The 6,046-nt window shown below is 64.5% G+C and carries 5 protein-coding genes; all 5 read right to left on the bottom strand.

Annotated elements, in window-relative coordinates; translation table 11 throughout:
- Window positions 1–111 precede the first annotated feature (111 nt).
- Complete coding sequence (locus ABW043_RS10655; protein ID WP_353921189.1) at window positions 112–2,352, bottom strand: Wzz/FepE/Etk N-terminal domain-containing protein; 2,241 nt, start codon at window positions 2,350–2,352, stop codon at window positions 112–114.
- An 80-nt stretch (window positions 2,353–2,432) separates the two neighbouring features.
- On the bottom strand, window positions 2,433–3,323 hold the full coding sequence (locus ABW043_RS10650) for a glycosyltransferase family 2 protein (RefSeq protein WP_353921188.1): 891 nt from the start codon (window positions 3,321–3,323) through the stop codon (window positions 2,433–2,435).
- 6 nt (window positions 3,324–3,329) lie between these two features.
- Entirely contained in the window at window positions 3,330–4,325 is a 996-nt protein-coding gene (locus tag ABW043_RS10645; protein WP_353921187.1) for a glycosyltransferase family 2 protein, read from the bottom strand.
- Window positions 4,322–5,479, bottom strand: coding sequence for a glycosyltransferase family protein (locus tag ABW043_RS10640; RefSeq protein WP_353921186.1), 1,158 nt, complete (start codon window positions 5,477–5,479; stop codon window positions 4,322–4,324). The genes ABW043_RS10645 and ABW043_RS10640 overlap by 4 nt, the downstream gene beginning before the upstream one ends.
- 178 nt (window positions 5,480–5,657) lie before the next feature.
- Window positions 5,658–6,046: ATP-binding cassette domain-containing protein (locus ABW043_RS10635; protein WP_353921185.1), on the bottom strand; the 389-nt coding region annotated here is incomplete at its 5' end.

Raw genomic sequence — 6,046 nt, 5'->3', positions numbered from 1 at the left:
TAATCCCTCCCCACAAGGGGGAGGGAACGAGGGGGGGTGCAAGAGCCACCAAACAAAAGGGCTCCCGGATCGGATCCGGAAGCCCTCAGGTACCTTGTAGCTGTTTGAGGATCAGCCCTGCGCCGCCTCAGTTTCCTTGGCCGCCCGCACCTCGCCCCGATGGGCAAACCGCTCCAGCCCGCCAATATCGGTAAACTTCGGCAAGGTCCCGAGATCGACCTTATTGAGCACCACGCCAACGACGTGATCCGCCAGGTCTGGCTCGCGCTCGAACACGCCGCGCACCAGGCGCCGCGGAGTCTTGCCCCATTCGGTCACCAGCACACTGGCATCAGTAAGCGGCAATAGCGAAAGCGCGTCGATCACCGGCCCCAGCGCCGGCAGGTCGATAATGACATAGTCGAACTGCCCCCGCGCCTCGGCCAGCACCTTCTGCATGGCAATGCTCGACAGATCCCCGCCGCCGGCCTGCGGCGCGCTGGCCGAAAGCATGACCAGCCCGGTTTCGAGATCCGTCGTCGCCGCATTGCGCCAATCGCCCTGCTGCGAAGGCATGATCCGCGTCGGAATGCCATTCCGCCCGTCACCAAGATCAGCATCGAGCAACAGCACCCGCGACCCCATCGCGGTCAGCATTTCCGCAAACGACAAAGCGAAGGTTGATTTCCCCTCATTGGGTAAAACCGAAAGCACGCCGACCACGGCGGTGCCGCGATCGGACACCGGCTGCAACACTAGCCGCGTCGACTTCAGCGCCTCAGCATAAGGCGCACCCCACCGCCGTCCGACCCGCGTGCCCAAGGCTCCGCGCACCAGCGTGCGAATGGTCCGCTGCCGTGCCTCTGCGCTATCGCCACGCCCGATCTGCAGCTTCGGCATGTAGCCCAGGAAGCGCATCCCAAGTTCGCGACGCACCTGCGCCCCGGTCCGGAAGCCACTTTCGCGCAGTTCGTTGAGAACACCCAGCAGCGCGCCGAAGAAGCACCCGGCAATCACCGCCGCTGCCAAAATAACGACAGTCTTCGGGCTCGACGGCTGCTCGGGCAGCAATGCATCGGTCACGATACGCACCGAAGGAATTGGGAAACTCTGGCGCTGCACCGCCTCCTCGTAACGCGCGAGGTAGCTGTTATAGAGCGTGCGCAAAGCGTCCGAACGCTGCTGCAACTCATTGAGCCGCACCTGCTCCTGCCCAATGGCACCCGCGCTCTGCCCTTCGGCATTGATATCGCCCCGAAGCCCGGCTTCCTGTTCCTGCGCAATGGCCAACTGCGTGCGATATTGCTGATCGAGATTCTGCAGCAGTGCGAAAATCCGGCTATCCAGCGCGCCCTTTTCCGCTTTCAGTACCGCGAGCTGCGGATGGTCAGCGCCATAGCTGCTCTCCACCTCGGCAATCCGGCTCGTCAGCGTCGCCACCTGGTTGCGCAGCAACGAAAGCTCCGCCGGATCTGTCTGCGCGCCACTCAGCAGCGCTACCGCACTCGACGCCATTTCCGGCCCCGCCGCCACCACGGCACCAACCTGTGCCGACAGCGCCCGCAGACGGGCCGTTTCCGCCTGCGCATCCGCCAGCTTGGTGGAAAGGCTTTCGATCCGCTGCGTCGTCAGGTCACGATCCTGCCCCACGGACAGCCCCGTCTCCTGCCGAAACTGTTCGATCGCCAGAATAGCCTGGCGCTGGCTCTCGCCAATCTCGGCCAATCGCTGCTGCAGCCAATCGGCCGCCGCGCTCGTCGCTTCCAGCTCGGCATTAAGCTGATCCTGCAGCAGCGCCTCGCCATAGGCCCGTGCGATACGCTGCGCCAGCTCCGGCGTCGCCGCCTCGAAACCCACGCGAATGAGCGAGCTGCGCCCCATGCGGTCAACGACCACATTGGCGCGCAACATGCCCACCACTTCATCAAGGCTCGCTTCCGCAGCCACCGGCTGCGCCCGCGGCCCAAGTCCGATCAGGCTTTTCACCCGCTGGCTGAACGAGGGCGGCGGATTGAGGAATTCCTGATCCGTCATCAGATTTTCCGCCTCGGCCACGGCCTTGGCCACGCGGCTCGAGCGCAAAACCTCGATCTGATTGAGCACCTGGGCCTCAAGATCGGTCGCGCTGGTCGCCACCGCCTCCCCGCTCGTCACCTGTTCGAGCTTCTTGTCGATCAGGATTTGCCCCGCCGACAGATAGCTGCGCGGCGCCATGGTCAGGTAGAACCCGGCCAGCAGCACCATCATCGCCACGCAAAGCCCAAGCACCAGCGCCTGTCGCCTGATCAGCGAAAAGATACGATCGAGATCGATGGTCTTCAGGTCCGATGGCTGAGGCGCCACCGCTTCGGGATACATGTTCTTTTCAAGCATATCGTGTCCTTGGCGCTAGAGCGCTTTCCGGAAAAGTGGTCACCGGTTTTCCGGGTCGAAAGCGCGACAAAGCAAGTCGCTCAGGATGCGGCCGGCTGGCCGTAATGTTCAGCTTGCGCGAGGCCCAGAATGCCCCCCGCCACGCCCATATGGAGCACCGCACGCAGCCAGTTGCGGCGCCGCGATACCGGCGAAAAGGCCGTCAGTCCGGCCATCACACAGCAAAAGGAAATCTTGGCAGCCACCACAGGCAGGCTTTTGAGGCGCGCGCCGCCCAGCAGCATGCCATGCGTCTGCCCGAACCGCAGACGGCGCTTGGTCAGCCAATCCATGCTCGCCCGCGCCGCCGGCACCGGTTCCTCGACCACGGCCTCGGGCGCATAGTCGATCTTCCCGCCCAGCCCCGTCAGCCGATAGAAAAAGTCCGTATCTTCCCCGCCCGAACGGCCCAGGGCCGTATTGAAGCGCAGCGCCCGGAACGGCGCCACCCAGCGGATCAGCACATTGCAGGTGTAGCCAGTCCGGATTTCCCCGCCGACAAACACCGGCATGGTCGAGTGAAAATCCCCCGCGACCATCCACTCCGGAGCATCGGGCTCATAGATCGCGCGCACGGGCCCGAGCACCGCTGCGGCACCACTCGCCTGCGCCTTGGCGAGCAGAGCCTTCAGCCAGCCCTCGCTCACCACCTCGTCGTCATCGACAAAGGCAATGAAATCGCCATCCGCCGCCTCGAGGCAGGCATTGCGCGCAACGCAAATATTGGCCGCCGGCGCATGCACATAAGTGACCGGCATGCCCATTTTCTTCCGCAGCGCCTCGACCCGTTCCCGGGCCGAAGGCACTTCGTCATTGTCAGCCACGATCACGCGCAGCTCATGCACGCCGCGATCGAGCCGCGCCACCGAGCGCAGCGTTTCGACCAGGAATGGCCGCCTGAAAGTGCAAATGCAGATATCGATCCGAGCCATGCGGCCTCACACGGTTTCGCGCCGAAACGGGCGCTGGACGAGATGCAGCCAGAACCCCGACGACCAGGCGAAATGCATGATCATCGCGGCCCAGCCAACGAGCGGAGACAGCACCATTGGCGTGCCATATTCGGGATAGTGCTTGCGCGCCGCAGCCATGCCGAGCGCGATGCACCCGACGCCCCACAGCGCCAGCGGAATGAGAAAGGCCCAGTGCCAGATCGATAGCACCGCCAGGAGCACCACCGGCAAGATCGCCAACGGCGCCATCTGCCGCAACCGCGGCCGCATCCTGTGCTTCAGGATGTTGGCCGCCCGGCCCCCGCCATAGCCGAAATACTGCCGGAACAGCCCCGCCATGGTCGAACGCGGATAGTAGATCATGCCCGTCCGGTCAGTGAGCCAGATCGTGTGCCCCACCGCCCGCAGCCGGAAATCAAGCTCGGCATCCTCGTTGGCGCGAAAACTCTCGTCATACCCGCCGACCTGCCGAAACGCATCGACCCGCATCAGCGCGTGATGCCCATGGTCCACCGGCCCGCTGCCGAGCCCCATGCGATGCGCCGAACCACCGGTGCCGATCGGCGAATTCTGCGCCGTCGCCACCGCGCGTTGAAAGGCGGCGTGGCCCTTGGTCGTCATGGGGACTACGACACTCGCCACGCCGCGCTCCTCCGCCTCAGCGACCAGCGCGCGGCAGAAATCATCGGGATAGGTCCCGTGCGCATCGATACGAATGAGATAGTCCATCCCATCGCCAAACTGCGCCACAGCCAGATTGATCGCCGCCGACTGTATCCGCCGCGGATTGTGCATCAGCACCACGCGCGGAGCCTCGACCGCCCGCGCCAACACGATATCGCGCGTCCCGTCCGTGCTGCCGCCATCGGCCACGACGATCCGTGCATCGAGCGCCTCTGCCTCGGCCAGCAACAGATCGAGCAGCGGCCCGATATGCCGGCTCTCGTTCAGCGTCGGCACGATGATGAGAACGCCACTCATGCCGCCAACTCCGTCTCTCGTTTGATCCCGGCGACACCCGCCAGCCGCGACACCAGCGCCACGCATTCCTCCGCCTCGCAGCGGAAAGCGCGCTTTCCAACGGCCGCAACCGCTCCCGCCAACTCCCGCAGCCGCTCCGGCGTCATCCGGCCGAAAAGCTCCACCAGCGTCTGTTGCTCGATGTCCGGAATGACGACGCCAATCCCATGCCGCTCGACAAAAGCCGCCGTCTCGGTGCCCGCCAGTGCAATCGGGACCGCCCCATTGAGGCACCCCTCATAAATCCGATTGGGCAGCAGCCATGCCGAGTTCTGCCCCTCCTCGAAAAAATCGATGGCCCAGACCAGATGCACACCTGAATAGATCGGGGCGAGATCATCGGGGTACCGATACGCCCCGCCAAAGCTCACATGCGGCGCCGCCTCGACGGTGCCGTGAAAATCCTCGAATTCAGTCAGCGCCGGGCGCCCACGCAGGGTCACCTCCAGCTTGCCGCGCAGCGCGCGCGAAACGCCATCCAGCGCCGCCAGCGACTTCCTGCACCGCAGCGCGCCAAACCAGCCGAGCTGCACCGGACCCTCGACGCCATCCAGCGCCGAATTGCGCCCGACGGCATCATGCCCAGGCGCGAAAACCTTGTTCTCGATCAGCAGCGCCGGCGGCGCCCCCTGCTCGTCAAAATAGCGCTCGAGAAAAGCCGGCGAGCTCGTAATCAGCAGGTTGGCCCGCCGCATCAGCCGCTGCTCCACGGCCCGCATACCGCGCCCCAGCCGGTCCTGCCGCAGCATCAACCTATGGATATCGAGGCATTCATAGACCAGCGCCGGCGGCTCATCCCAAAGCGACAGCAGCCCCTCGGCCACCGCCAGCATTTCGAGATTGCGCGCAATGATCACATCCGGCCGCACCAGCGCCTTGGCCCAGCGCTTGGCGCCATAGCGCGCCTTCAGCGTTGCCAGCAGCCGCTGCAACATGCGCGCGTCATGGGTAATATCGAGTTCGACCACGGTCTCCGCCGGCAGATCCGCGACTGGCGCATCGGCGCGACGGAACCCGGCTATCTCCACCTCTGCTCCGCCGAGGCGCAGCATGGCCAGCCGCCGCGATACGGCGGGGTCGGAGAGGTTGTGGACCAGGTAGAGAATTCTCGGCAAGAACGCATCTCCCATCCAAAGCTAAGAGCCTGAGTGGAGATGTTCCTAGCTATGCGGTCAACGCGGCCAACCGTGATTGAGAACTGCACCCAGCGCATGCCCCAAAGCCGCCACAATTGAAACGCGGCAAGGCGGGGCTTTGCGCTGCCCCGCCCCGCCTATGCCACAAGTCGAATCCTTATCGCGCCGCCAGATGCTGCCCGGTCAAGGAGTGTTTTGCCTTGGCGAGATCCGCCGGAACGCCTTCAAACTGCACATTCCCGCCTTCATTCCCCGCCCCCGGCCCCAGGTCGATCACCCAGTCGGCGCGCGAAATCACATCGAGATTGTGCTCGATGACAATCACCGAAGACCCCGCCTCCACCAGCCGGTCGAACAGCCCGATCAGCGTATCGACGTCATTCATGTGCAGCCCCGTCGTCGGCTCGTCGAGCACATAGATATTGCCCTTTTTGCCCAGTTCGGCGGCGAGCTTGAGCCGCTGACGTTCGCCGCCCGATAGGGTGGAGAGCGGCTGGCCAAGGATCAGGTAGCCCAGACCCACATCGTCAAGCCCCTTCAATACTT

The sequence above is a fragment of the Devosia sp. genome, assembly GCF_040509215.1.
In the GTDB taxonomy this organism is placed as follows: Bacteria; Pseudomonadota; Alphaproteobacteria; order Rhizobiales; family Devosiaceae; genus Devosia.
Note: the sequence above shows the minus strand (reverse complement) of the source record. Positions and strands in the feature narration are given on the sequence as shown.